Below are 23,671 nucleotides of genomic sequence, written 5' to 3'. Positions count from 1 at the left end.
GGCCCGCCGAACCCCGGGCCACCGGGACCCCCGGGGCCGCCGGGACCGAACGGTCCGAACGCGGCACGCCGCGCCTCGAAGCCGCCCATCCCCGGTCCGCCGCGCCGGCCGAAGCCTTCGTGCCGATGGCCGCCGTGCTCGTATCCATGCGTACGCATCGCGATCACTCCATTCCATCGCTGATCTGTCACGTCTGCATCGCGTATCGTTCGCGATGCCTCAACGATATATCGGAACCGATCGCTTGCCAAGGCCCTTGCCGTGGAACGCCGTGCGGCCCTGTGCCGCCTGAGAGGATCAGGGCATGGCTGACTCACCGGTACGGATCAATGCCCTCATCGTCGACGCCGCCGACCCGGAGCGGCTTGCCGTGTTCTGGTCCGAGCTGCTCGGCCGGCCCGTCGTGGGCCGCACGGGCCCCTATGTGTGGCTGCGGCGCGAGAACGGCCTGGGCCTGGGCTTCCAGCGGACCGGCGAGCCCAAGTCGGTGAAGAACCGCATGCACTTCGACGTCACCTCACCCGACCCGAAGGCGGAACAGGAACGTGTCGAGGCGCTCGGCGGCCGCCGGCTGCACGAGTACGACGACGGCGGGTTCCTGGTGATGGCGGACCCCGAGGGCAACGAGTTCTGCATCATCCCCGACGGCCCCTTCGAGCTCGACGACGAGGGGCGCACGGACTACCTCCGCTGACCGGCCCGTCGGCCCGAAAGCAGGCCAGGACCCGCGAATTGGCCTTGGGCGAGGGTCCGGCGGAGCCGCTAGCTTCACGACATGCGCATTCGAATCGTGGACGCCTTCACCGACCGGCCCTTCACGGGCAACCCCGCGGGCGTACTGCTCCTGGACGACGTCTTCCCGGCCGACGACTGGCTCCAGAACGTCGCCATGGAGGTCAATCACGCCGAGACGGCGTTCGCCCACCGGCTCCCCGCGGGCGGCGAGGCGGACTGGGCGCTGCGCTGGTTCACGCCGGCCACCGAGGTCGCGATGTGCGGGCACGCCACGCTGGCCACGGCACACGTGCTGCACACCACGGGCGCCCACGAGGGGCCGGTGCGGTTCGCCACCCGCAGCGGGGTGCTGATCGCCACGCCGGCCGCGGACGGTTCGATCACCCTCGACTTCCCCACCGCCCCGCTCACCCCGGTCGAGGTGCCGCCCGGGGTCGCCGGGGCGCTGGGCGCGGAGCCGGTCGCCGCGTTCGACACCGGGGCGAACGTCGGCGACCTGCTGGTGGAGCTGGCCGACGAGAAGACGGTCCTCGGCCTCGCCCCCGACCACAAGGCGCTCGGCACCTACTCCAGCCGCGGAATCATCGCCACCGCGCGCGCCGAAGACCCGTCACTGGGCTACGACTTCGTCTCCCGCTGCTTCTTCCCCAACGTCGGCATCGCCGAGGACCCGGTCACCGGCAGCGCGCACACCGCGCTCGCCCCGCACTGGTCCGCCCGCCTCGGGCGCGACGACCTCACCGGCCTCCAGGCCTCCCACCGCACCGGATTGGTGCGCACCGGCCTGCGCGGCGACCGTACGCTGCTCACCGGCCGCGCGGTCACCGTCATCGAGGGCGACCTGCACGCCTGACCGGCCGGCCCTCAGGCCGTCGGCAGCCAGTCCACCTTGCCCGCGAGGAGGGCGTAACCGACGAACGCGCCGATGTCGAGCAGCGAATGCGCGACGACCAGCGGGCCGACCCGGCCCCAGCGGCGGTACAGCCAGACGAACACCACGCCCATCACCAGGTTGCCGAGGAAGCCGCCGATGCCCTGGTAGAGGTGGTACGAGCCGCGCAGGACCGCGCCGGCCACCAGCGCGGTCCCGGGGGTCCAGCCCAACTGGCTGAGCCGGCGCAGCAGATAGCCGACGACGATGACCTCTTCGAGTACGGCGTTCTGCACGGCGGACAGGATCAGCACCGGGTACTTCCACCACACGGACGGCAGGGCCTCGGGCACGACGGTGAGGTTGAAGCCGAGGCCCCGGGCGGCCAGGTAGAAGGCGATGCCGGTACTGCCGATCACGGCCGCGACCGCCGCGCCCCGGGAGAGGTCGAAGGCGGGGCGGGTGCGGTCGAAGCCCAGGGTGCGCAGGCTCCTGCCCTCGCGGATCAGCAGATGGGCGACCATGGCCACCGGGACCAGGGCGGTGGCGATGCCGAACAGCTGCCAGGCGAGGTCGAGCCAGGGGCGGCCGGGCGCGGCCGAGGCGTTGAGGGTGGCGGCCTGGTCCTTCAGGCCGCCCGGCTTGGTGACCGATCCGATGAAGCTGATCAGCGCGGAGACCCCGCTCGCGCCGAGCGACAGCGCGAGCACCAGAATCGTCTCGTCCCGCAGGATCCGCCGGGTCCCGCGCTGCGGCACCCCGTGGTCGATCCCCGGCTCAGCCTCCACCTGCACCCCTGCCTCCCGACCTCGCGACCTTGTCCGCAAGGATCGCAGAAGCACCTGGGAGAACACCGCACCGGGCCACCCGCCCGCCCGCCGCGGTCCCCGCTACCCCAGCGGCACCGGCTCCGGCAGCCCCACCGGCCACATGTGCACCGGCTCGCCCACGTGCATCAGCTCGGCGTAGCGGCGCGTCGTCGCGGCGAGGGCGGCGTCGCGGGTCATCCCCTGCTCCAGCGCGCGGTGGAAGGTGGCCGCCTGCCAGGACGCGCCGTTGACCCGGCGCCGGCAGCGTTCCTCGATGGCGCCGAGATAGAGGTCGCGGTCGGCGGGCTCGACGCCCCACGCGTCCAGCCCCGCGGCGGCCAGCGGCAGCAGCTCGTCGCGGACCAGGGTGACCGCGTCGACCTCGCCCGTGCCGCCGTACCGCCCGCGGCGCGGCCAGACGAAGCGCGCGTCGATGCCGTACCGGCACGCCGCGTCGAAGTTGGCCTCGGCCGCGGCGAACGGCAGCCGTGTCCACACCGGCCGGGGCTCCTCGGCGAGAGCGCGCACCAGGCCGTAGTAGAACGCCGCGTTGGCGATCACGTCGGTGATGGTCGGCCCGGCCGGCAGCACCCGGTTCTCCACGCGCAGGTGCGGTACGCCGTCCGCGATGCCGTACACCGGCCGGTTCCACCGGTAGATCGTGCCGTTGTGCAGGACCAGCTCCGCGAGCTTCGGGGTACCCCCGGCCTCGACGACCTCCAGCGGCTCCTCGTCGTCGCGCAGCGGCAGCAGCGCCGGGAAGTAGCGCAGGTTCTCCTCGAACAGGTCGTACGCCGAGGAGATCCACCGCTCGCCGAACCAGGTGCGCGGCCGTACGCCCTGCGCCTGGAGTTCGGGCGGCCGGGTGTCGGTGGACTGGAGGAACAGCGGGGGCCGGGACTCGCGCCACAGCTCGTGCCCGAACAGGAACGGCGAGTTCGCGCCCACGGCGATCTGCGCGGCGCTCGCCGCCTGCGCCGCGTTCCACACGTCGGCGAACCGGTCCGGAGTGACCTGGAGGTGCAGTTGCACCGAGGTGCACGCGGCCTCCGGGACGATCGACTTGGAGGTGCAGAGCAGATGCTCCACGCCCTCTATGTCGAGCCGGAAGTCCTCCCCGCGCGCGGCCACGATCTGGTCGTTGAGCAGGGTGTAGCGGTCGACCTCGGAGAGGTTCGAGGAGACCAGGTCGTCCCGGTCCAGGGTGGGCAGGATGCCGATCATCACGATGCCCGCGTCGACCTCCGCGGCCTTGCGGTCGGCATAGGCGAGCGAGGTGCGCAACTCCTCGGCGAGCCGGTCGAAGACCCGGCCGCCCAGCCGGTGCGGCGCGATGTTCACCTCCAGGTTGAACATCGCGAGTTCCGTCTGGAAGTCACGGCTCGCGATCCGTTCGAGCACTTGGCCGTTCAACATTTTCGGCATGCCGTCCGGACCGGCGAGATTCAATTCGATCTCGACGCCCATGAGGTTCTTCGGGCGGTCGAATCGCTTCTCGACCAGTAGCCGCTCCAGCCCCGTCAGGCACTTCTGGAGCTTTTCGCGGTAGCGCTGGCGATCGGACAGGTCGAACTGCCCTGCCACGACCTTCTCCCCCATCGAAGTTTCCCTCCTCGAATGGGCGGGCCGGCGTTCCGGCCGCCGGGGCTGGCGGGTCAGGTGGAGTAATGCCCAGTGAAAGCGATCGATAACGTCACACGCGACCCGGACCCCCGCTACGCTGTCGGAATGTTCCCCGCGGCACATTCACGGGGCATGCCGCAGCCCGCACCTCCGGGTGCCCCGAACGCCTGGTGAAAAACGCCGATGCCATTCGGCCGTCCGCTACCGGAGCGTACGCCGAGGTCAACGGTGTGTGACCGGCCCGGAAAACGGGAGAATTTCCGCATATCGACGGCCTGATTTCGCCTTGCGGCCTCCGCCGGAATCCGATAGCTGAAACTCCGCTTGAACACAGGTCGTATAAACTTCGTCCACAAGGCGGGAGGGTGGCGCCCTCGGTCCTGGTCCTGCCGCATTCCTGACGGACGGCGGGGCGAGCCGCACCCTCGTTCTTCACCGACCCGGCCCCCACCTCTCCGGCCTTCCGTGAGCAGACAGCGCCGTCCGCCCCACCTCCCTCGCGCCGCCGCGCCTGTCGAACGAGAGGCGACCCACCATGCCGCTGCACGTCCCTCCTGCCCCCGCGCCCGCCCTGCGTTCCGTCCTCGCCGCCCTCGGTTCGCCCACCGCGGTCCGTGAGGCACGCACGCCGGCCCTGCGTGCCGCGCAGGGCCCCACCACGCCCGAACTCCCTTTGCCCGTCCACGTGTTGGAAGGACTCACCGCACCGGGCCCGGCCACCACTCGGCTGACCGGCTGGCGCTTTCTGATCCGCTGCGGCGACCGTGCGGTGGCCGCGGCGGAGACCATGCTCACCCCCGACGGCTGGACCTTCTCGCACTTCTTCGAGGGTCCCTACGTCGCCTCCACCGAACTCGCCCTCCAGCAGGCGGAGACGCTTCAACAGCCCTTCCAGCCGAGACTGTTGTCGATACCCGGCCTCTACATGCTCGCCTTGTGGCTGCACGGCGACACCACCTGCGACGGCACCGAGGGACGCCCCGCCGACACCGATCTGCTGGTACCGCTCGCCCCGGCACCGCCCGGCATAGCGGCCCATCTGCCGCACCGGGTGGCCGATCTGCTCCCGGTGCTGGCCCTGCGCGCCAGCCGCCTTCCGCTGCTCGGCTCTCCCGCGGCCTGACCCCCGCCCACTCGTACCCCGCGGCCCCGAGGCGGCGGGGTACGGTGGTGACCGCGCCCGGGCCACCGACGGACTAGTCCGCCTCGGCCACAGCGAACCACCCGAATTGACAGTGCAGTTGGGCTGAACCGCCCGCCCGGGTGAAGCGTCCTCAACCTGTGGGAAGCGCTGCCTCGAAATCCCTGCGGAACCACGCCCCGAGGGCAACACTGGGTTCCGACCGACTACTCACGGGGGGACGGCCATGACCACCACAGAGCGAGAGATCCCACCCATGTGCAAGCACCAGCCACCGTGCCCGCCGGCCGAGTCCGCCGACCGGGAGTCCGCCCGTCTCGTGGCGCACCACCCGGAACAGGGCTGGAGCCTGCTGTGCAACGGCGTCCTGCTCTTCGAGGACACCGGTGAGCTGCTGCCCGACGGCCGCGTCATCGCCCCGCACCGCCCGCTCGGCGCGGGCGAGGTGATGACGGCCGCCTGAACAGGGCGCCGACCCGAGGACGGCGGGGCCGGCCGCACCCACCCGGTGCGACCGGCCCCGACGTGGGGTCCGCGTTCGCGCCCCGTCAAGAAACCCGCTCCCGCCGTCAGGGCGTCGTCAAGGCGTTGTGCCGTCGGGCCCGGGGCTGTCTACCGTTTGAGTCATGAAGCGCAGCGACGACCTCCGGCCCCGGGTGACGAGCCCCGCCCCGCCCGCCGGACCGATCGCGTACGACCGGGGCTGGGCCGGTGAGGTGCGCACCGCGGTGCGCTGTGCCCTCGCCCTGCTCGTGCTGCTGCTGTGCATCGACGCCGCCGCCGGCTCCCTCACCTGGTGGCGCGGTCTGCTGTGGGGCGCGCTGGCCGCGCTGCTGGGCCTCGTCCTCCACCCGGCCAGGATCACCGCCGGTGACGGCTGGCTGGCCAGCAGGCGGCTGCTGCGCACCCGCCGGGTCCGCACCGATCTGCTCGCGGTGGTGCAACCGCTGGACGGCGTCACCCGGCGGCTGATGCTGCGCGATGCCCTGGGGAACCGGATGGAGATCGACCCGGAGGTACTCGTCCGCAATCCCGGTCTGTGGTACCGGCTCGACGAGGGCGCCCGGCGGGCCGAGGCCTCCGGCACCCTGCGCTGCGGCGCGCCCGCGCTGCACCGGCTCGCCCGCCGCATGGACCGGGAGACCGCCCTGGCCGTGTTCCGGGCGTCCGGTCTGGAGTGAGCCCGCCGGACAAGCGTCCCGAACGGCCGCTTCCCGCTCCCCCGGATGACACTCGGCATCCGCTCCCCACTCTCGGAGGCGCCCCTCGCCCCAGCCCCGGCTCCGCTCCCTCTTGATGCGCCTCGCGCGTCACCGGGCCATTCTTAACGCAAGATTGACGCCCTCCCGGCCCTTGATCCGGGGGCCACGGCGTCACTCTCTGCTTACGCTGGTGCCCGCCGTCCGTGGGATGGCCGAAAAGAGCTGAGCCCCACCTCAGGAGCACACCGAATGGCCACGACCGAGCGCCCTCCCAGTACCGGACGCCTGCGCGCCTGGATGCTGGAGGGCCTGTCCGACATGGGCAAGAGCGGTGGCCACACCGGACCGCACGCCCAGCCCGAGCCCCCGCACAAGGGCCAGCGCTGGTGGCGTGTGATGTGCCTGACCGGTGTCGACTACTTCTCCACCCTCGGCTATCAGCCGGGCATCGCGGCCCTGGCCGCCGGTCTGGTCTCCCCGCTGGCGACCATCGTGCTGGTGCTGGTCACCCTGGCCGGCGCCCTGCCGGTCTACCGCCGGGTGGCCGAGGAGAGCCCGCACGGCGAGGGCTCCATCGCGATGCTGGAGCGGCTGCTCTCCTTCTGGAAGGGCAAGCTGTTCGTCCTCACGCTGCTGGGATTCGCGGCCACGGATTTCCTGATCACCATCACCCTGTCCGCCGCCGACGCCTCCACCCACCTGGTGGAGAACCCGCATCTGACCCACGCCCTGCACGGCCGGCAGATGCTGATCACCCTGCTGCTGGTGGCGCTGCTCGGCGCGGTGTTCCTCAAGGGCTTCCTGGAGGCGATCGGGGTCGCGGTCACCCTGGTGGGCGTCTATCTGGCGCTCAACCTGGTCGTCGTGATCGTGGGCCTGTGGCACGTCCTCACCGCCGAGCACGTGGTCACCGACTGGACCAACGCCCTCACCACGCAACACGGCAACGTCTTCGTGATGATCGGCGTGGCGCTGATCGTCTTCCCGAAACTCGCCCTCGGCCTGTCCGGCTTCGAGACCGGTGTGGCCGTCATGCCGCACGTCAAGGGCGACCCGGGCGACACCGAGGAGCGCCCGACCGGGCGGATCCGGGACGCCAAGAAGCTGCTGACCACCGCCGCCGTCATCATGAGCTGCTTCCTGATCACCAGCAGCTTCATCACCACCCTGCTGATCCCGGAGAAGGAGTTCAAGCCGGGCGGTCAGGCCAACGGCCGTGCCCTCGCCTACCTCGCGCACCAGTACCTCGGCGGCGCCTTCGGCACGGTCTACGACGTCTCGACCATCGCCATCCTGTGGTTCGCCGGCGCGTCCGCCATGGCGGGCCTGCTCAACCTGATGCCGCGCTATCTGCCCCGGTACGGCATGGCCCCGCACTGGGCGCGGGCGGTGCGCCCGATGGTCATCGTCTTCACGCTGATCGCGTTCCTGGTGACGTGGATCTTCGACGCCAACGTCGACAAACAGGGCGGTGCCTACGCCACCGGTGTGCTGGTGCTGATCAGCTCCGCCGCGATCGCGGTGACCATCGCCGCCCGCAAGGCGCGCCAGCGCCGCTGGACGATCGGCTTCGCGGTGATCTCGGTGGTGTTCCTGTACACCACGGTGGTCAACGTGATCGAGCGGCCGGACGGCGTGAAGATCGGTGCCTGCTTCATCGTCGGCATCATCCTGGTCTCGCTGCTGTCCCGGCTGGCCCGCGCCTTCGAGCTGCGCGTGACCAGCGTGACGCTCGATCCACTGGCGGAACGTTTCATCCGGGACATGGCCAGCCGGAAGATGCGGTTCATCGCCAACGAACCGGGCCATCGCGACAAGGCCGAGTACCGGGACAAGATCGAGCAGATCCGCGCCGACAACGACATGCCGGAGCAGGAGGACTTCGTCTTCGTCGAGGTCACGGTCACCGACCCGTCGGAGTTCGAGGCGAGCCTGACCGTGCGCGGCGAGGTCCTGCACGAGCGCTACCGGGTGCTGACCCTGGAGTCGGCCTCCATCCCCAACGCCCTGGCGGCGCTGCTGCTGCACGTCCGCGACGTCACCGGCTGCACCCCGCACATCTACTTCGAGTGGACCGAGGGCAGCCCGTTCGCCAACTTCCTGCGCTTCTTCCTCTTCGGGCAGGGCGAGGTCGCCCCGGTCACCCGCGAGGTGCTGCGCGAGGCGGAGCCGGACCGGACCCGCCGGCCGCGGGTGCACACGGGCTGAGCCCGGCCCTATCGTGATCGCCATGCAGGACTACACCATCGGCCAGGCGGCACGGCTGCTCGGCGTCAGCCCGGACACCGCCCGCCGCTGGGCCGACGCGGGCCGGGTGGCCACCCACCGCGACGAGGCGGGGCGGCGGCTCATCGACGGCCGGGACCTGGCCGCGTTCTCCGTGGAACTGGCCAAGGGCGGCAGCGGCGAGGAGGAGACCTCCTACACCTCCGTGCGCAACGCCTTCCCCGGCATCGTCACCGCGATCAAGCTCGGCGACGTGGCCGCCCAGGTGGAGATCCAGGCGGGCCCGCACCGGCTGGTGTCCCTGCTGACCCGCGAGGCCGTCGAGGAACTGGGCCTGGAGGTCGGCATGGAGGCCACGGCCCGGGTGAAGTCGACCAACGTGCACATCGACCGCGCCTGACCCACCCCGCCCCTCACCGCGCCGGAGCGTGCGCGGCGGCCGGTGCCGGGCCGGCGCCCCCGTACCCCCCGTCCACCCGGATCGCCGTGATCCCGCTGATGTGCCGGGCGCCGCAGCGGTCCTGGGGCAGCACCAGCTGGGGTCCGGCGGCGTCCAGCGGGGTGTCGTCGATGCTCACGCCGAGCAGCACCGGCGCGTCGGCGAAGTCCGGATCGATCTCGGCCCAGGACAGCAGCGCGTGGTGGCCGTCGGTGCCGGTGACGGCGATCAGGAAGCGCAGCCGGTCCTTGCGGCGGCCCGGGTCGAAGCCGGGCCCCGCGTCGGCCAGGACGTCGTACAGCCGCGGCCCGGTGAACCGGTGGTGCCGCAGGCCGCTGGTCGCGCACTCGAAGCGGACGGCCACCCGGTGCTGCGGCCAGGACAGCAGGTCCGGCACGGTCAGCCGGGCGGGTCGTACGAGATCGCCGGTCAGGGCGAGCCGGGCGAGCGTCACCTGCGACCACCTCCCGGCTGGACGGTACCCGCCACGGAGCGCCGTACAAACGCACATGCAAGCCACTCCGTGAAAGATCATGGCTCATGCGAAGCAACAAGGGACTTACACCTGGCAGATGCGGCAGTATCATCACGGCACGGCCTGATCGTCGCGGCCGTGCCAGGGCGCGACCGTCGTTCCGTCGATCCGAGGAGTAGATCCGTGATGACCCGTTCCGTGCGCCGGACCCGGCGAGTGCTGCTGGCCGGCACGGGAGCCGCCGCCCTGCTGGCCCTCGCCGCCTGCTCCTCCTCGTCGGACTCGTCGGCTGCCGCCTCGGACACGTCCGGCAAGGCCTCCCCGAAGCTGTCCGGCACGGTCACCGTGTTCGCCGCTGCCTCGCTCCAGGAGAGCTTCACCGCCCTGGGCAAGGAGTTCGAGCAGCAGCACCCCGGCACCAAGGTCAGGTTCAGCTTCGGCGGCAGCGACACCCTCGCCGCGAGCATCACCGGCGGCGCCCCGGCCGACGTGTTCGCCGCCGCCAGCCCCAAGACCATGGCGACCGTCACGGACGCCGAGGACGCGGCCGGCGCCCCGGCCACCTTCGTCCGCAACCAGCTGGAGATCGCCACCCTCCCCGGCAATCCCGACAAGATCGCCTCCCTCAAGGACCTCACCAGGCCCGGCCTCAAGGTCGTCCTGTGCGACAGGACCGTGCCCTGCGGCGCCGCCGCGCAGAAGGCCCTGGCCGCGGGCCACCTCGAGCTCACCCCCGTCTCCTACGAGCAGGACGTCAAGAGCGCCCTGAACAAGGTGGAGCTGAAGGAGGCCGACGCGGCGGTGGTGTACAAGACCGATGTGCACACCGCGGGTGACAAGGTGGAGGGCGTGGAGTTCCCCGAGTCCGCCAAGGCCGTCAACGACTACCCGATCGCCCTGCTGAAGAACGCCGGGAACCCCGAGGCCGCCAAGGCGTTCATCGCCCTCGTGCGCTCCGCCGAGGGCCAGAAGGTGCTGGGCCGGGCCGGGTTCCTCACGCCGTGACCCCGCCCCGTGAGCCCGGCGCCGCGACCGGCCCCCGCACGGGCCGGCCGCGGCGCCGCCGTACCCCCGCGGGGAGCGCGAGCGTCCGCCGCACCGGCACACCGGGCCGCCACGGCGCGCCGCTGCCCCTTCTGCTCCCCGGCGTGCTGGCCCTGGCCTTCCTGCTGGTGCCGCTGCTCGCGCTGCTGGTGCGCGCGCCCTGGCGCTCCCTGCCGGACCGGCTGACCAGCGCCGAGGTGTGGCAGGCGCTCCAGCTGTCACTGGTCAGCGCCACCGCGGCGACCGCCGTCAGCCTGGTCCTCGGCGTTCCGCTGGCCTGGCTGCTGGCCCGCACCGACTTCCCGGGACGCGGCTTCGTACGGGCGCTGGTGACCCTGCCGCTCGTACTGCCGCCGGTCGTCGGCGGTGTGGCCCTGCTGCTCGCCCTGGGCCGCAACGGCGTCGTCGGCCAGTGGCTGGACTCCTGGTTCGGGATCACGCTGCCGTTCACCACCGCCGGGGTGGTGCTCGCGGAGGCGTTCGTCGCGATGCCGTTCCTCGTCATCAGCGTCGAGGGCACCCTGCGCGCCGCGGACCCCCGCTTCGAGGAGGCCGCGACCACCCTGGGCGCCTCCCGCTTCACCGCGTTCCGCCGGGTCACGCTGCCGCTGATCGCGCCCGGCATCGCGGCGGGCGCGGTGCTGGCCTGGGCGCGCGCCCTCGGCGAGTTCGGCGCCACGATCACCTTCGCGGGCAACTTCCCCGGCCGTACCCAGACCATGCCCCTCGCGGTCTACCTCGCCCTGCAGAACGACCCCGAGGCCGCGATCGCGCTGAGCCTGGTGCTGCTGGCCGTCTCCGTCGCGGTGCTGGCGGGGCTGCGCGACCGATGGCTGACAGGGGTGTGATCATGCCGACAGGACGGCGGACGGCACCCACGAACCCCGCGGCGGAGGACGCCGCACCGATGACCGGCGCCGACGCCCCGCGGCTGCCGCGGACGGACCGGCAGGGGCTCGACGCGCGGCTCGTCGTGGACCGCGGCTCCTTCCGCCTCGACATGGCGCTGAGCGCCGCGCCCGGGGACGTGATCGCGCTGCTGGGCCCCAATGGCGCGGGCAAGACCACCGCGCTGCGCGTGCTGGCCGGTCTGGTCCCCCTGACCGAGGGCCATCTGCGGCTGGACGGCGCCCCCCTGGAACGCGTCCCGCCGGAGTCGCGGCCGGTCGGCGTGGTCTTCCAGGACTATCTGCTCTTCCCGCACCTGTCCGCGCTGGACAACGTGGCGTTCGGGCCGCGCTGCCAGGGCCTGGGCAAGGCGGAGGCCCGGGCGGTGGCCGCGGCCTGGCTGGAGCGCATGGGGCTCGCCGAACACGCGGGCGCCAAGCCGCGCCGGCTCTCGGGCGGCCAGGCCCAGCGCGTGGCCCTCGCCCGCGCGCTCGCCACCCGGCCCCGGCTGCTCCTGCTGGACGAGCCGCTGGCCGCCCTCGACGCCCGCACCCGGCTGGAGGTCAGGGCCCGGCTGCGGCACCATCTCGCCGAGTTCGAGGCGGTCGCCGTCCTCGTCACGCACGACCCGCTGGACGCCATGGTGCTCGCGGACCGGCTGGTGGTCGTGGAGCACGGCCGGGTCGTCCAGGAGGGCGCCCCCGCCGACATCGCCCGCCGCCCGCGCACGGACTACATCGCCCAGCTCGTCGGCCTGAACCTCTACCGGGGCGAGGCGGGGGGCCACACCGTACGACTGGACGCCGGGCCGGAGATCACCACCACCGAGGAGCTGTCCGGCCCGGCCTTCGTCGCCTTCCCGCCGTCCGCCGTGACCCTCCACCGGGACCGGCCCACCGGCGCCGGCGCCCGCAATCTGTGGCGCTGCGAGGTGGCCGGCCTCGAAACCCACGGCGACCGGATCCGCGCCGGCCTCACCGGTGAACTCCCCCTCGCCGCCGACCTCACCACGATGGCCGCCGCCGAGCTGGAGCTGCGCCCCGGTGCACCGGTCTGGGCGACAGTCGAGGCGACGCAGACCCACGCGTACCCGGCCTGATCCCCCGGGCGCCTACGGTGGGTGACCATGACCCTGAGCATCCGCAACCAGCTCCCCGGCACCGTCACGGCGGTGCACCCCGGCGAGGCGATGGCCATCGTCGAGGTCCGTCTGGACGGCGGGCAGGACCTGACCGCGGCGATCACCCGGGACGCCGCCGAGGACCTGGCCCTCGCGCCCGGCACGCCGGTGCGCGCCCTGGTGAAGTCGACCGAGGTCTCCCTCGCCACGCACCGCGTGGAGGGCCTGTCGATCCGCAACCAGCTCCCCGGCGCCATCACCCGGCTGACCACCGGCGCCGTCATGGCCACCGTGCGGATCGCCGTCCCCGGCGGCGAGCTGACCGCGGCCGTGACCAAGGAGGCGGCCGCCGACCTCGGCCTGTTCGTGGGCTCGGACGTGGTGGCGCTGGTCAAGGCGACCGAAGTGGCACTGGCGACCACGTAGGGCACAGGGCGAGGGCCCCGTCCGAACGTCCGGACGGGGCCCTCGGGGCGCGGTTCACCGCGGACCGGTCAGTCCTCGTACGCGTCCAGCGGCGGGCAGGAGCAGACCAGGTTGCGGTCGCCGAAGGCCTGGTCGATGCGGCGCACCGGCGGCCAGTACTTGTCGGCCACCGACACACCGGCCGGGAAGACGGCCTCCTCGCGGCTGTAGGCGTGCGTCCACTCGCCGCCGAGCGCGCCCGCGGTGTGCGGCGCGTTGTGCAGCGGGTTGTCCTCCGCCGGCCAGACGCCGGAGCCGACCTTGTCGATCTCCGCGCGGATCGCGATCATCGCGTCGCAGAACCGGTCCAGCTCGGTGATGTCCTCGGACTCGGTGGGCTCGATCATCAGCGTGCCGGCCACCGGGAAGGACATGGTCGGCGCGTGGAAGCCGTAGTCGATCAGGCGCTTGGCCACGTCGTCCACGCTCACGCCGGTCGCCTTGGTCAGCGGGCGCAGGTCGATGATGCACTCGTGCGCGACCAGGCCGCCCGGGCCGGTGTAGAGCACCGGGTAGTGCGGCTCCAGGCGCTTGGCGATGTAGTTCGCGGACAGCACGGCCACCTGGGTGGCCCGCTTGAGGCCCTCGCCGCCCATCAGGCGGACGTAGGCCCAGGAGATCGGCAGGATGCCCGCCGAGCCCCACGGCGCCGCCGAGATGGGACCGACGCCCGTCTCCGGGCCCGCCGCCGGCTGCAACGGGTGGTTGGGCAGGTACGGCGCCAGGTGCGAGCGGACCGCCACCGGGCCGACACCGGGACCGCCGCCGCCGTGCGGGATGCAGAAGGTCTTGTGCAGGTTGAGGTGCGAGACGTCGCCGCCGAAGTGGCCCGGCTTGGCGAGGCCCACCAGGGCGTTGAGGTTGGCACCGTCGACGTACACCTGGCCGCCGGCCTCGTGCACCCGGGCGCAGATGTCGGCGACGTGCTCCTCGAACACCCCGTGGGTGGACGGGTAGGTGATCATCAGCACCGCCAGCTCGTCGCGGTACTGCTCGATCTTGGCGCGCAGGTCCTCGACGTCGATCTCGCCGTCCTCGGCGGTCTTGACGACGACGACCTTCATGCCGGCCATCGTGGCGCTGGCGGCGTTGGTGCCGTGCGCGGAGGACGGGATGAGGCAGACCGTGCGGCCCTCGTCGCCGTTGGCGCGGTGGTAGCCGCGGACCGCCAGCAGACCGGCCAGCTCGCCCTGGGAGCCGGCGTTCGGCTGGAGGGAGACCTTGTCGTAGCCGGTGACCTCGGCGAGCCGGTCCTCCAGCTCGCGGATGAGCGTGAGGTAGCCCTCGGCCTGCTCGGCGGGCGCGAAGGGGTGCAGCGCGCCGAACTCGGGCCAGGTGACCGGCTCCATCTCGGTGGTCGCGTTGAGCTTCATGGTGCAGGAGCCCAGCGGGATCATGCCGCGGTCGAGCGCGTAGTCGCGGTCGGCCAGCCTGCGCAGGTAGCGCAGCATCGCGGTCTCGGAGCGGTGCTGGTGGAAGACCGGGTGGGTGAGGTAGTCGGCGTCGCGCAGCAGCGCCTCGGGCAGCGCGTCGGCGGCGCTCGCGTCCAGCGCCTCGATGTCGGCCTCGACGCCGAAGGCGGACCAGACGGTGGCCAGGTGCGCCCGCGTGGTGGTCTCGTCGCAGGCCACGGAGACGTGGTCCGCGTCGACCAGGCGCAGGTTGACGCCGTTGTCCCGGGCGGCGGCGACGATCTCGGCGGCCTTGCCGGGCACCCGCGCGGTGACGGTGTCGAAGAACGCGTCGTGCGCCGGCTCCACGCCGCCGGCCCGCAGGCCCTCGGCGAGGATCGCGGCGTACCGGTGGGTGCGCCGGGCGATCGTGCGCAGGCCCTCCGGGCCGTGGTAGACGGCGTACATGCCGGCCATGACGGCGAGCAGCACCTGCGCGGTACAGATGTTGCTGGTGGCCTTCTCGCGGCGGATGTGCTGCTCGCGGGTCTGGAGGGCCAGCCGGTAGGCCTTGTTGCCGTCGGCGTCGACGGAGACGCCGACCAGTCGGCCGGGCAGGCTGCGGGCGAACTTCTCGTGCACCGCCATGTAGCCCGCGTGCGGCCCGCCGAAGCCCATCGGGACGCCGAAGCGCTGGGTGGTGCCGACGGCGATGTCCGCGCCCAGCTCGCCCGGAGAAGTCAGCAGGGTGAGGGCGAGCAGGTCGGCGGCGACGGTGACCAGGGCACCCAGCTCGTGGGCCTGCTCGATCAGCGGCTTGAGGTCGCGTACGGCACCGGAGGCGCCCGGGTACTGGACCAGCACGCCGTTGATGTCCCGGGCGGCGATGTCGGCCGGGATGCCCTCGCTCAGGTCGGCGACGACGACCTCGACACCGGTCGGCTCGGCGCGGGTCTGGATCACGGCGACGGTCTGCGGCAGGGCGTCCGCGTCGACCAGGAACAGGCCCTTCTTGTTCTTGCCCATGCGCCGGGACAGCGCCATGGCCTCGGCGGCGGCCGTGCCCTCGTCCAGCAGGGAGGCGCCGGAGGTGGGCAGGCCGGTGAGGTCGGCGACCATGGTCTGGAAGTTCAGCAGGGCCTCCAGGCGGCCCTGGGAGATCTCCGGCTGGTACGGCGTGTAGGCCGTGTACCAGGACGGGTTCTCCATGACGTTGCGCAGGATGACCGGCGGGGTGAAGGTGCCGTAGTAGCCGAGGCCGATCATGGAGCCGAGGACCTGGTTGCGGTCGGCGAGCGAGCGCAGTTCGGCCAGCACCTCGGCCTCGGTGCGGGCGCCGGGCAGGTCGAGCGCGTCGGCGTTCTTGATCACATCCGGGACCGCGGCGGCGGTCAGCTCGTCCAGGGAGCCGTAACCGACCTGCGCGAGCATCTTGGCCCGCGCCTCGTGATCGGGGCCGATGTGGCGCTGTTCGAAGGGGATGCCCGCTTCGAGCTCGGAGAGCGGAATGCGATGGGCGGTCATTGCGGAGGCCTCCTGGTCTGACGCGACCTTCGAAGGGCACCACGGCGCGGGTGCCCCAACGGCCTCCCCCTCTGTCATCTCGACCTGAGAGCTTCACCGGACGCCCAGGGCGCCGGCTTTCACCGTCGGTGAGAGCGGAAGCCGTCGACACCCGCCCTGCTTTCCAGAGTGACCTCGTCCGTGCGGTACGTGAGCCTGAGAGATTCCGGGGAGGATTTGCTCCTTCGGCGCCTCCGAGGTGGTCGGAGGACTCTCCCGCACGGGGTCAGCAGCCGCAATCAGCCTACCAGCGAGGTCAACGGCCGGTTCCTCAAGTGGCCGCCGCGGTGAAAGTGCTCTTTCGTAGTGCTTACGGATGAGTTGCGACCAGTGAAGGGAGAGGGACCGTGCAGACCGACATCGATCCACGCAACCTGATCGGCCGCAAGGCGTTCGACCGCACCGGCACGAAGATCGGCACGATCGACGAGGTGTATCTGGACGATGCGACCGGCGTGCCCGAGTGGGCGGCCATACGCACCGGCCTCTTCTCCCGGGACGCCTTCGTCCCCCTGGAACCCAGCGAACTCGTCGACGGCACCCTGCACGTCCCCTTCGACCGGTCCCTGATCAAGGACGCCCCCGACTTCGGCGTGGGCCGCCACCTCTCCCCCGAACAGGAACTCCAGCTCTACCACCACTACGGCCTGGACGTGCCCCCGCCGACGGCGGCCCCGGACCACGACTTCGGCAAACTGGCCGGCTCAGAGGAGACCTGACCCCGGCTGCCCGGCGGGCACCGGCACCAGGGGCAAGGGATCGGCCGGCCGCAGCGCGGGGTCGGTGACGAGAAAGGTCCGCACCCGGCCGGGGCCCGACTGCGGGGTCTCGAACCGCACCGTCACCCGGCCCACGCCGCTGCCCTGCACCCACCCGTGGCCGAACTCGTCATGCCGTACGTCCTGGCCGGCCCGCCAGTGCGGTGCGGCGGGCTCGGGCGCCGCCGCCGACTCGGCCACCGGCTCCTCGGGCGACTCCTCCCGCGAGGGCTTCGCCGCCTGCGCGAACAGGTCCTCCTGGGTGTAGTCGGCGAGCCCGGAGACGCCCACACCGAGCAGTCGCACCCCGCCCGTGGTGTCCACGGAGTCCAGCAGCCGTCCGGCGGCCTCCCGCACGACCTCCGGATCGTCCGTGGGGCCCCGCAGCGTCTCGGAGCGGGTCAGCGTCGAGAAGTCGTACCGCCGCACCTTCAGGACGATCGTCCGCCCGGACAGGCCCGCCTCGCGCAGCCGCCGCACACAGCGGTCGGCGAGCCGCCGCACCTCGAACCCGATCCGCGGCCGGTCGTGGATGTCCACGTCGTAGGTGTCCTCGACCGACACCGACTTGGCCTCCCGCTCGGCCACCACCGGCCGCTCGTCCCGGGCCAGGGCCATGGCGTACAGGGCCTGTCCGTGCGCCTTGCCGAGCAGCCGTACGAGTTCGGCCTCGCCCGCCTCGGCCAGCTCCTCGACCGTGGTGATCCCGGCCCGCCGCAGATGGTCCCCGGTGGCCGGACCCACCCCCGGCAGGGTGCGCACCGGCATGGGCCCCAGCAGCGCCCGCTCGGTGCCCGGCTCGATGAGCACCAGGCCGTCCGGCTTGGCCTCCTCGGACGCGATCTTCGCGAGCATCTTGGAGGCGGCGAGCCCCACCGATCCGGCGAGCCCGGTGGCCGCGCGGATGTCCTCGCGCAGTCTGAGGCCGGTCTGCCGCGCCGACTCCGCGTCCCACGCCGTCCCCCCGGCCGCCAGGTCCACGAACGCCTCGTCCAGGCTCAGCGGTTCCACCAGCGGCGACAGCTCCCGCAGCAGCGCCATCACCTGGTCGCTGACCGCCCGGTAGAGGGAGAAGCGCGGCACCAGGTACGCGGCGTTGGGCGCCAGCCGGCGCGCCTGCGCCATCGGCATCGCCGAGTGCACCCCGAAGACCCGTGCCTCGTAGGAGGCGGTGGCCACCACTCCGCGCGGCCCGAGCCCGCCCACCACGACCGCCTTCCCGCGCAGGCTCGGCTTGGACGCCTGCTCCACCGAGGCGTAGAAGGCATCCATGTCGAGATGCAGGATCGTGGGCGCGTTTCTCACATCTCCGATGCTGCACCACGGCACTGACAATGCCCATGTGCCGCAAGGGGCCGGTCAGACCGCCCGGTTGCGGCGCCGCGCCAGTTCGTCCGCCGGGTTGTGCCCGACCAGCGTCTCGCCGGTGTCGATGCGCTCGCCGTGCAGCTGGGACAGGGCGCTCTCCACGTCCCGCCACACCACGCCGACCGCGATCCCGAAGATGCCCTGGCCGCCCTGGAGCAGGGCGTGGACCTCGTCCGGCGAGCCGCACTCGTAGACGGTGGCGCCGTCGCTCATCAGCGTCATCCGCTCCAGGTCGCGGAAACCGCGCTCCCTGAGGTGCTGCACCGCCGAGCGGATGTTCTGCAGCGAGACCCCGGTGTCCAGGAACCGCTTGACGATCTTCAGGACGACGACGTCCCGGAAGCTGTACAGACGCTGCGTGCCCGACCCGTACGCGGGCCGCACGCTCGGCTCGACCAGGCCGGTGCGCGCCCAGTAGTCGAGCTGTCGATAGGTGATGCCGGCCGCCGCACAGGCCGTGGGCCCCCGGTAGCCGATCTCTTCGGACGTCATGGACGCCGCCCCTCCGCCGCTCGGCACCGCCGTCGGCCGCTGCGGAGCGTGATCCACCGCGCTGCTGTGAACCGGGTACGGACCGCTCTCCCCGAAACCGCGCACGGGAGCACCCCCAGCCGTACCGTCGCCGCTGGTTCTCACGCCGACCTCCGTCCTTGACCTGCCTTCTCGACGGTAGGCAGTCACCAGGGGTGCGTCAACGATCGCCACACTCGGCACGCCGAGTGATAATCACCCAAGGAGTGGTTTCCCGTGTCCCACCGCGGGGAAAGGCTAGCCGAATGCCCTCGCGGGGACCCGTAGGACGCTCTCAAACGCCGGTGGCAATTGCCGCGGGAGCGGACGGCGACGGGCCCCGGACCGGCCGCCGGATCGCCCCGGCCGCCCGGCCCCGGAACCCCTCACTGGTTGCTGGTGCCGAAGTCCTCGGGCGAGATCTGGTCGAGGAACTCGCGGAACTTCTCCACCTCGTCCTCCTGCTCGTCCGGAATGGCGATGCCCGCGTCGTCCAGCACCGTGTCACTGCCGTAGATCGGCGTCCCGGTGCGCAGGGCCAGCGCTATGGCATCGGAGGGGCGGGCGCTGACCTCGACTCCGCTGGCGAAGACCAGCTCCGCGTAGAAGACACCTTCCCGCAGGTCGGTGATGCGTACCTCGGTCAGCTCCTGACCGAGGGCCTCCAGCACGTCCTTGAACAGGTCATGGGTCAGCGGCCTGGCCGGGGCCATGCCCTGCTGGGCGAAGGCGATCGCCGTCGCCTCCCCCGGCCCGATCCAGATGGGGAGGTAACGGTCGCCCCCCACTTCGCGCAGGAGCACGATCGGTTGGTTGGAGGGCATTTCGACCCGGACACCTACGACATCGAGCTCGTTCACACAGCAACCCTAGGCCGTGCCCGGGACGTTTGGGTAGTCGGGCCGGGCACAGCAGCCCGATCCGGCCCCCTCGGACACCCCCGGATCAGGGCAGACGCAGCCCGAGGGCGGCCTTCACCAGGGATGCGTGCAGCTTCATGGTGAGCGCCGCCAGCTCCTTCGTGCGGGCCTCGGCGAGCGCCCTGGTCTGCGGGTTGCGGTGGCGCTTGAGCGGGGCCACCACCTGGTCGACCAGCCCGGCCTCCCGGTCGGCGGCCGCCTTCATCACCCGCAGATGGCGGGGCTCGATCCCGAAGCGCCCCAGCTCGGCGACGAGGGTCGCCACGGTGACGGCCTCCGCGTCGTACGACCCGTCCGCCAGCGGCACCAGGAGCCCGTACGACTCCCACTCCGCCAGCTCGGCCTCGCCGATGTCCGCGGCCGCCAGCAACTCCGCCCGGCCGACCCTGGCCACCGTGGGCCCCTCCAGCACCTCCAGGGCGTCCTCCCCGCCGCGCTGGCGCCCGACGACGGGCAGCGGGACGGCCTCGCCCCGCTCCATGGCGTCCAGGTGCTCACGGATCACCTTGAGCGGCAGGTAGTGGTCCCGCTGCATTCTCAGGACGTGTCCGAGGCGCTCGACGTCACCGGCGCTGAACTTGCGGTACCCCGAAGGGGTCCGCTGCGGCTCGATGAGCCCCTCCGCCTCCAGGAAACGAATCTTGGAGATGGTGACTTCGGGGAACTCCTCGCGCAGCACGTTCAGCACCGTGCCGATGCTCATCAGCCCACTGTCCCTGGCGGCGGTACCGCTTCCGGCACCGCCGCTCGGTGTTTGAAGCATGGACCTTCCCTGGGTTACCCCCGGAACGTGTCCGGGGGCGGGTCAGATGCCCTGCCGGCTCGCGTAGAACACCAGCCGGTACTTGCCGATCTGCACCTCGTCACCGCTCTGCAGGGCGACCTGGTCGATCGGCTCGCGGTTGACGTAGGTCCCGTTCAGGCTGCCCACGTCGGCGACGGTGAACGAGCCGTCCGGAGAGCGGCGGAACTCCACGTGGCGACGCGAGACGGTCACGTCGTCCAGGAAGATGTCGCTCTGCGGGTGACGGCCGGCCGTCGTCAGGTCGCCGTCCAGCAGGAAGCGGCTGCCCGAGTTCGGGCCACGGCGCACCACCAGCAGGGCCGAGCCCGCCGGCAGCGCCTCCACCGCGGCCTGCGCCTCCGGCGACAGCATCGGGATCGGCGTCTGGCCGGTCGCCTCCGCGTCGTACGCCTCGAGGCCGGAGATCGAGATCGTGGACGTCGTCTCGGAGGCGCGCTCGGGCACGGCTCCGGGACGCAGCGGCGCACCGCAGTTGGAACAGAAGCGGGCGTTCTCCGCGTTGCGGTTACCGCACCTCGTACACACCAGGGCCGACATGGACGGATCCTCCTGCCGCGGCTGTCCTGCCGAGGCGTTGGACGCGTACGGGCCCGGAGCAAAGTCTCCACCCGTACTTGAGGTTGACGGTTGCCCGAAACCTATGCCGCCGGACTGGGCAGGGTCAACTGACCGCGCGCCCTGGCCTTCCGAAATGTCACCGCCCGGACCAGCCACCTGGTCCCGGAACAGCGGCCGCTGACCCTGTGCGTCAGGCTGTGCGCGATGACGAGCGGTCGCGTTGTCGCCGCCCTCTCGCGCGCTCTTGCCGAACCACTTCGCAAACAACTTCACGGGCGATTCCCCTTGACCGAAACAGACCCGCCCGTGGGGCAGGACGAACCCTGATTGCCGACACCGGCCGACCCGGACACCCTCACAACGTCCGTGCCCACCAGACAGTTTCCACCACGCGCCACCTCGTCGGTGCGCCGACCCCCCGCAACCTCATGCCCCTGCCGGAAGGCCCCCATGCACCACCGGTTCACTGGGAGGACGACCGAGCGTAGTCAGGCTGCTTCGCCTGCCGCAAGGCGTCCACGACGATCTTGCCCGACTGCGCGACGGAGACCGTGGCCTGCTCCTTCTCCAGAGTCTGCACCACGCCTCCCGGGATGTTCAGCGCCGGCTCGAGGTCCTGCGGTTTGCCGATGACCTTGAAACGATAAGGGGCGTTGATCTTGTTCCCGTCCACGCTCACGCTCCGGCCCGCGTCCGCGAAGTAGGTGTTCGCCACCACACGGACGCCGTTGACCTGGATCGCCTCCGCGCCGGCCGCGCGCAGCTCCTGGATCGCGTCGAGCAGCATGTCGGACTGGACCGTCCCCTTCGTGTCCTCGATCGTCATGGTGATGCCGGGACCCTGAGCCGCCACGGTGCCCGCCAGGATGCCGAGTTGCCTCTCCTTCTCGGCGGTCTGCCGGCGCGCCTCCGCGGCCTGGTCGGAGCTGCTCTGGAGCTCCTGACGCTGCTTCTCGAGTCCCTGCCTCTCGTCTTCAAGACGCTGAGTACGCGAATCCAGTTCATCGAGGATGCGGACAAGATCTTCCTGGCGCGCGCCGCGCAGCGCGCTGTCGGTGTCGCTGTTGGACGCCACCTGGACGGCCAGACCGAAGCCGAGGCCGAACAGCAGGAGCGCCACTATGAGTTGGGGCCGGGTGAGGCGCGGCGGCCACAGTCCCTTGACCAGCCGCTGACGGCCGGTCAGCGGCTCGTCCGGGCGCGGGCCCGGTGCCTGACCGGCCCCGGGGGGCGGCGCGGGCACCTCGGCCGGCAGCTCCTTGCGCAGCGGGCTCCGGGGTCGCTCGCCCTGTTCCTCGGGACCGTTGGGCTCCCCGTGGTCGCCGCGCCGTCCGCGGCCGTTCTCGTCCTCGCGGTCGTACTGGTCGCTCATCGCCTCACGCCCGGAAGACATGCCGCCGGATCGCCGCGGCGTTGGAGAAGATCCGGATGCCGAGGACGACCACGACACCCGTGGACAGCTGCGCGCCCACGCCCAACTTGTCGCCGAGGAAGACGATCAGGGCCGCCACGACCACGTTCGACAGGAACGACACCACGAAGACCTTGTCGTCGAAGATGCCGTCCAGCATGGCCCGCAGACCACCGAAGACGGCGTCGAGCGCCGCCACGACGGCGATCGGCAGGTAAGGCTCGACGACCGCCGGAACCTCGGGCCGGACCAACAGGCCGGCCACGACTCCCACGACGAGGCCCAGTACGGCGATCACGATGTGCCCTTCTTCGTCTTGTCGGTGTTCTCGGTCTTGCCGCTGTCCCCGGTGTCCGGCTTCGCCGTGCGCACGATCACACTCGGCGCCGCGGGCAGCCGGACATCGCGCTGGGTGGAGATGGTCGCGCGGATGCCGTAGTTCTGTTCCAGGGCATGCAGATACAGGCCGTCCGCACCGTTCTGGAAGTCACTGCTCAGCCGGGGCCCGTCCCCCACCGCCAGCACGGTGTACGGCGGTACCAGCGGCCTGTTGTCCACCAGTATCGCGTCTCCGGCGGCCCGGATCGCCGACAGGGCGGTCAGCCGCTGCCCGTTGACGGAGACGGCCTCGGCGCCGGCCTGCCACAGCCCGTTGACGACGCGCTGGAGGTCACGGTCGCGCACCCGGCCGGTGTCGGAGAACCCCGCCGTCTCCCTGGGGTTGGAGCCGTCACCACCGGAGCTGGCCTCCTTGGCGTCGTTCACGACCAGCTTGACGCCCGGACCGTGCACCTCGGTGGCGCCCGACAGCATGCCCACCAGGTCCGCCTCGGCGCTGCCGCCGCTCGACCGCAGCGCGGCCCGCTGGCGCGCGCTGACGTCGTCACGGAGTTTGTCGACGCTGCCCTGGAGCTTGTCCGCGTCCGCGGTCTCCTTGTCGACGCGGTCGATCAGCTCCTGGCGCTCCTTGGCCACCACGGGCGCCGCCACGCGCGCCTGGGCCGCCCCGACGGTCACGACCAGCGCCGCGAGCACCAGGCCGCCGGCGAGGCCCAGCTTCGCCCTGAGGGTCTTCGGCAGGCCGCCCTCGCCCTGGGACTTCTTCCGGGCGGCGGCCTCTGCGTAGCCGTCGTCGAGGCTGTGGTCCATGACGTTGGTGATCAACGACATGGAGGCGTCCGGGCGGCGCGGCCGCGCGGGGCTGCTCCGAACGGGGGGTTGCTGCGGCATGCCGCACATCGTCGCACGTCGCGCGCGATACCTCCGAATGGCCCCACCGGCGTGCCGGACAGGCCCCCTTGGGGACACATGTCCGGCACGCACGCGTGCGGCACCCTTTGCGGCCCCGC

At 71.9% G+C, this 23,671-nt stretch carries 22 protein-coding genes, 3 pseudogenes and 1 riboswitch; of the genes and pseudogenes, 12 read left to right on the top strand and 13 right to left on the bottom strand.

What is annotated here, in order from left to right:
* Positions 1-191, bottom strand: a pseudogene (locus FRZ03_RS40055) (hypothetical protein); the annotation flags it as partial.
* A 113-nt stretch (positions 192-304) separates the two neighbouring features.
* Between FRZ03_RS40055 and FRZ03_RS05275 the strand changes: the two are divergent.
* A complete protein-coding gene (locus tag FRZ03_RS05275; protein WP_146463955.1) occupies positions 305-694 on the top strand; it encodes a VOC family protein in 390 nt (129 codons plus the stop codon).
* 81 nt (positions 695-775) lie between these two features.
* Positions 776-1,588: a PhzF family phenazine biosynthesis protein gene (locus FRZ03_RS05270; RefSeq protein WP_146463954.1), complete on the top strand. Its 813-nt coding sequence runs from the start codon at positions 776-778 to the stop codon at positions 1,586-1,588.
* A gap of 11 nt (positions 1,589-1,599) precedes the next feature.
* Here FRZ03_RS05270 and FRZ03_RS05265 read toward each other — a convergent pair whose 3' ends face one another.
* Positions 1,600-2,400 carry a CPBP family intramembrane glutamic endopeptidase gene (locus FRZ03_RS05265; protein ID WP_146463953.1) on the bottom strand — a complete coding sequence of 267 codons (801 nt, stop codon included), beginning with the start codon at positions 2,398-2,400 and terminating at the stop codon, positions 1,600-1,602.
* Between the two features lie 96 nt (positions 2,401-2,496).
* Positions 2,497-4,014, bottom strand: coding sequence for a glutamate-cysteine ligase family protein (locus FRZ03_RS05260; protein ID WP_146463952.1), 1,518 nt, complete (start codon positions 4,012-4,014; stop codon positions 2,497-2,499).
* A 559-nt stretch (positions 4,015-4,573) separates the two neighbouring features.
* On the opposite strand from FRZ03_RS05260, the gene FRZ03_RS05255 reads away from it, so the two are divergent.
* From FRZ03_RS05255 to FRZ03_RS05235, 5 genes are all read left to right on the top strand, one after another.
* Positions 4,574-5,161 carry a hypothetical protein gene (locus FRZ03_RS05255; RefSeq protein WP_146463951.1) on the top strand — a complete coding sequence of 196 codons (588 nt, stop codon included), beginning with the start codon at positions 4,574-4,576 and terminating at the stop codon, positions 5,159-5,161.
* 274 nt (positions 5,162-5,435) lie between these two features.
* On the top strand, positions 5,436-5,642 hold the full coding sequence (locus FRZ03_RS05250; RefSeq protein ID WP_070028338.1) for a DUF5999 family protein: 207 nt from the start codon (positions 5,436-5,438) through the stop codon (positions 5,640-5,642).
* Between the two features lie 163 nt (positions 5,643-5,805).
* Positions 5,806-6,360 (top strand): hypothetical protein, encoded by a 555-nt coding sequence (locus tag FRZ03_RS05245; RefSeq protein ID WP_146463950.1) that lies wholly within the window; start codon positions 5,806-5,808, stop codon positions 6,358-6,360.
* Positions 6,361-6,630: 270 nt separating this feature from the next.
* Positions 6,631-8,589 (top strand): APC family permease, encoded by a 1,959-nt coding sequence (locus FRZ03_RS05240; protein WP_146463949.1) that lies wholly within the window; start codon positions 6,631-6,633, stop codon positions 8,587-8,589.
* 22 nt (positions 8,590-8,611) lie between these two features.
* Positions 8,612-9,007 (top strand): TOBE domain-containing protein, encoded by a 396-nt coding sequence (locus FRZ03_RS05235; RefSeq protein WP_146463948.1) that lies wholly within the window; start codon positions 8,612-8,614, stop codon positions 9,005-9,007.
* Between the two features lie 13 nt (positions 9,008-9,020).
* On the opposite strand, the gene FRZ03_RS05230 is transcribed toward FRZ03_RS05235, so the two are convergent.
* Positions 9,021-9,500: a molybdopterin-dependent oxidoreductase gene (locus FRZ03_RS05230; RefSeq protein ID WP_261398569.1), complete on the bottom strand. Its 480-nt coding sequence runs from the start codon at positions 9,498-9,500 to the stop codon at positions 9,021-9,023.
* A 207-nt stretch (positions 9,501-9,707) separates the two neighbouring features.
* On the opposite strand from FRZ03_RS05230, the gene modA reads away from it, so the two are divergent.
* The 4 genes from modA to FRZ03_RS05210 are packed head-to-tail and all read left to right on the top strand — an operon-like array spanning position 9,708 to position 12,999.
* Positions 9,708-10,526, top strand: a complete 819-nt coding sequence (gene modA, locus FRZ03_RS05225; RefSeq protein ID WP_146463946.1) for a molybdate ABC transporter substrate-binding protein — start codon at positions 9,708-9,710, stop codon at positions 10,524-10,526.
* On the top strand, positions 10,523-11,413 hold the full coding sequence (modB, locus tag FRZ03_RS05220) for a molybdate ABC transporter permease subunit (protein WP_146463945.1): 891 nt from the start codon (positions 10,523-10,525) through the stop codon (positions 11,411-11,413). Before modA ends, modB begins: the two co-directional genes overlap by 4 nt.
* Before the next feature lie 59 nt (positions 11,414-11,472).
* A complete protein-coding gene (locus tag FRZ03_RS05215; protein ID WP_146463944.1) occupies positions 11,473-12,552 on the top strand; it encodes an ABC transporter ATP-binding protein in 1,080 nt (359 codons plus the stop codon).
* Positions 12,553-12,579: 27 nt separating this feature from the next.
* Complete coding sequence (locus FRZ03_RS05210; RefSeq protein ID WP_146463943.1) at positions 12,580-12,999, top strand: TOBE domain-containing protein; 420 nt, start codon at positions 12,580-12,582, stop codon at positions 12,997-12,999.
* Positions 13,000-13,067: 68 nt separating this feature from the next.
* Here the strand turns inward: FRZ03_RS05210 and gcvP are convergent, their stop codons facing one another.
* Complete coding sequence (gene gcvP, locus FRZ03_RS05205; RefSeq protein ID WP_146463942.1) at positions 13,068-15,953, bottom strand: aminomethyl-transferring glycine dehydrogenase; 2,886 nt, start codon at positions 15,951-15,953, stop codon at positions 13,068-13,070.
* 173 nt (positions 15,954-16,126) lie between these two features.
* Positions 16,127-16,221: riboswitch (glycine riboswitch) on the bottom strand.
* A gap of 118 nt (positions 16,222-16,339) precedes the next feature.
* On the opposite strand from gcvP, the pseudogene FRZ03_RS41125 reads away from it, so the two are divergent.
* A pseudogene (locus FRZ03_RS41125) lies at positions 16,340-16,498 on the top strand (PRC-barrel domain-containing protein); the annotation flags it as partial.
* 134 nt (positions 16,499-16,632) lie between these two features.
* On the opposite strand, the pseudogene FRZ03_RS05195 reads toward FRZ03_RS41125, so the two are convergent.
* The 8 genes and pseudogenes from FRZ03_RS05195 to FRZ03_RS05160 all read right to left on the bottom strand — a co-directional run bounded on the left by FRZ03_RS05195 (position 16,633) and on the right by FRZ03_RS05160 (position 23,552).
* Positions 16,633-18,055: pseudogene (locus FRZ03_RS05195) on the bottom strand (DNA polymerase IV).
* A gap of 54 nt (positions 18,056-18,109) precedes the next feature.
* Positions 18,110-18,754 carry a MerR family transcriptional regulator gene (locus tag FRZ03_RS05190; protein ID WP_146463940.1) on the bottom strand — a complete coding sequence of 215 codons (645 nt, stop codon included), beginning with the start codon at positions 18,752-18,754 and terminating at the stop codon, positions 18,110-18,112.
* Positions 18,755-19,014: 260 nt separating this feature from the next.
* Complete coding sequence (locus FRZ03_RS05185; RefSeq protein WP_070028357.1) at positions 19,015-19,488, bottom strand: bifunctional nuclease family protein; 474 nt, start codon at positions 19,486-19,488, stop codon at positions 19,015-19,017.
* 85 nt (positions 19,489-19,573) lie between these two features.
* Positions 19,574-20,311 (bottom strand): transcriptional regulator FtsR, encoded by a 738-nt coding sequence (gene ftsR, locus FRZ03_RS05180; protein ID WP_146463939.1) that lies wholly within the window; start codon positions 20,309-20,311, stop codon positions 19,574-19,576.
* Positions 20,312-20,353: 42 nt separating this feature from the next.
* Positions 20,354-21,184 (bottom strand): FHA domain-containing protein, encoded by an 831-nt coding sequence (locus tag FRZ03_RS05175; protein WP_186785263.1) that lies wholly within the window; start codon positions 21,182-21,184, stop codon positions 20,354-20,356.
* A 190-nt stretch (positions 21,185-21,374) separates the two neighbouring features.
* A complete protein-coding gene (locus FRZ03_RS05170) occupies positions 21,375-22,283 on the bottom strand; it encodes a DUF881 domain-containing protein (RefSeq protein WP_146463956.1) in 909 nt (302 codons plus the stop codon).
* A gap of 4 nt (positions 22,284-22,287) precedes the next feature.
* Positions 22,288-22,620 carry a small basic family protein gene (locus tag FRZ03_RS05165; protein WP_003988855.1) on the bottom strand — a complete coding sequence of 111 codons (333 nt, stop codon included), beginning with the start codon at positions 22,618-22,620 and terminating at the stop codon, positions 22,288-22,290.
* A complete protein-coding gene (locus FRZ03_RS05160) occupies positions 22,617-23,552 on the bottom strand; it encodes a DUF881 domain-containing protein (RefSeq protein ID WP_261398568.1) in 936 nt (311 codons plus the stop codon). The genes FRZ03_RS05165 and FRZ03_RS05160 overlap by 4 nt, the downstream gene beginning before the upstream one ends.
* Positions 23,553-23,671: the final 119 nt, after the last annotated feature.

Origin of the sequence: Streptomyces misionensis, from assembly GCF_007896895.1 — a bacterium.
Lineage (GTDB): Bacteria > Actinomycetota > Actinomycetes > Streptomycetales > Streptomycetaceae > Streptomyces > Streptomyces misionensis_A.
The sequence above is the reverse complement of the archived record's forward strand: the minus strand, read 5'-3'. Positions and strand labels throughout refer to the sequence as shown.